Raw genomic sequence first — 2,614 nt, 5'->3', positions numbered from 1 at the left:
TTGTGCTTGTTCTTGTTCTTGCCTTTGATTTGTTTTTGGTATTTTTTCTTGTTGTGTCTCTATTTTTTCATCCGTATTTTTTTCTATTGGCTGTGCTTCTATTATTTGTTTTTGTTTTACTAAATTAGTTTCATATTCTAATTGGGCTAAAATATTTGATAAGGGAAGTTCTATTTCTTGAAACAAAAATAATTGGTTTTGAGCTTTTAAATGATGCAAAACGCTATTTTTGATGGCGTGTAATAAAAAAGCTTTAAAAGCTACTTTTTGCTCTAAAATAAAAATGTTTTGAGATAATTGGCTTACATAATTTGTGTTATTCAAAATATCTATTTTGGCTATAATATGACTAAATTCAAGATTTTTCAAAGGAAATAAAAGATAAGAAGCACAAACTAAATCAAAGATAACTCCGTTGAGTTCTTGATGTTTTGTTTTTAAAAAAAGTTGTGTTGCTTGATTGTGAAAAACAATTTTATAAAAATTAGCATCTTTTAGATAATTGCAAAAGTTATTATTAGCAAAAGCCAAATTAGCATCTATAAAAAAATGTGTATTTTCATTGGAAAAACCAATTCCTTGCAAAAAAGTATTTGAGTCATTTTCTTTTTCTAACTCAAAAAAACAAGCCCAAATTTGGTATGGTTGGATTTGAGCCAAAAAAGCATTTAGAGAGTTTTGGTCTTTGATAATTTGAAAATGAAAATTGTTTTGAGGTGGGTTGTCACCTTGTTCTTGAACTTTTGGAGCGTTATTGTCATTATTGTTAGTGGTGTTGTTGTTGATAGGTCTGTTTTGATTTGTTTGGTTTAAATTATTATCATTTTCTAAATTGCTATCTTTTTCTACTTCTTGCACTTCTTTGGATTTGCGGGATACTTCCTTATTATTATAATTTGCATTTGTATTTGTGGTATTTGGTTCTTTTTCAATTCTTGCATATTTGGTAATAGCTAAGCGTCTAAAATCCATTTCTTCATAAAAATTTTTAAGGTTTTGCGCCAAACGTATTTGTATTTCTGTTTGCATAAAATCAAAGGGCAAGGGAACTTTAAGGTCAATTGCGGTAAGTGTTTTGCTAAGTTCTAAATCAGCTTGGGAATTTTGGATTTTGATTTTTAAAATAGGTTTAATGTTGTCTAAATTTTGCATCAAATTATCTAGGGAATCGTATTCTTGTAATAACTTTTGAGCAGTTTTAGGTCCTATTCCCAATACTCCTTTAATGTTATCAGAAGGATCGCCAATTAAACTTTTATAATCAATCATTTGATATTCTTTAAGACCGTATTCTTCAAACAAAGTAGGAGGTTTATAGCATTTAATTTCACGCAATCCTTTTTTAAGCAAACAAACAGTAATTTTTTCATCTACTAATTGCAATAAATCCTGATCACTTGAATAAATAGATACTGTCTTATTTTGATTGCTTGCTTCTTTGGCTAAAGTACCTATAATATCATCGGCTTCGTATTCATCTTGGGCATGATATTTAACGCCGATTAGGTCTAAATATTGTTTAATCAAAGGAATTTGACTAATCAATGCAGAAGGTGTTTCTGGTCTTCCTTGTTTGTAAGCATCATATAATTGGTGTCTTTTGGTAGGTTTATGAGTATCAAAAGCTACTAAAATATAGCCTTTCGTTTCTTCTAAAATTTTTTCAAACATTCTAATAAAAGACAAAAGAGCATTAGTGTAGATCCCTTTTTTATTTTGCAAAAGGGGTTTATATTTGCTTGCAGTTGCGTGATATGCTCGAAATAAAAGCGAATTGCCATCAACTAAAACTAAATGTTTCATTGTTTCTCCTATTTATTTTATCGTTTAGCTAATAGCCAAAATTGGATTATAAGTTAATAATGATTGTGTTATTTATAAGGTACAAAAGGAAAATAATTAATATAATATTAAAAAAAGAAAGTTTGGAAAAACTTTCTTAGAATACAAGGTTTTGTTTGGGTTTTTATTTTATTGCGTTTATAAAAAGATTTTATAATTTTAATTATAATGAGTTTCTTAATGAAGTCTTTAAGGCAAATCAAATCCATAAATAACTTTAAAAGATTTTTTAAGTCTTCAATTCTAATGTCACTTTGCCCTTGGGTTTCGTAGCAAGCATTGATAATTGCATCATCTAAAAGATATTCCATAGTGCGTTGTCCTGTTTTGGATTTATCAGTTAATTTTTCCAATACATCATTAATTGTTGTTAATAAATATTCTTTTGCAGTTGAGGTGATTGGTGTTTTTCTTTTTTCAATTAAAAATTCTAAGAATTTTTTTCTACCATTTGTATCTAAGGGTTTAACTTCTATGTGGTAGTTGAGGCGTGATTTGATGGCATCGTCTATTTGATCTAAGTGATTAGTGGCTCCAATTACGAAAATAAAAGCATCAGGGTTGTGGGGGCAGTGGCTTCTTAATGAAGTAATTTCGGCTTTGAAGGCGTTTAAGATGTCTTTCATTTTTTGGTCTTCTTGGTTGATAAGTTCCATTTTTTTCCATACTTGGTCGCATTCATCGATTAAAATTACTCCCATACCATTATTTTTGTTTAGATGCCATTCAGCTCTAATGAAATCAAACATGGCTCTTATAATTTCGATTCCTT

At 28.9% G+C, this 2,614-nt stretch carries 2 protein-coding genes; both read right to left on the bottom strand.

All coding sequences use genetic code 11. From position 1 onward, the window contains the following. Nucleotides 1–1,803 (bottom strand): 5'-3' exonuclease H3TH domain-containing protein (locus OYV_RS05385; RefSeq protein WP_236620281.1); only part of this gene is annotated, 1,803 nt, incomplete at its 3' end. Between the two features lie 107 nt (nt 1,804–1,910). After that, nucleotides 1,911–2,614 (bottom strand): AAA family ATPase (locus OYV_RS03365; protein ID WP_236620280.1); only part of this gene is annotated, 704 nt, incomplete at its 5' end.

Origin of the sequence: 'Chrysanthemum coronarium' phytoplasma, from assembly GCF_000744065.1 — a bacterium.
GTDB classification, from domain to species: domain Bacteria; phylum Bacillota_I; class Bacilli_A; order Acholeplasmatales; family Acholeplasmataceae; genus Phytoplasma; species Phytoplasma asteris.
Note: the sequence above shows the minus strand (reverse complement) of the source record. Positions and strands in the feature narration are given on the sequence as shown.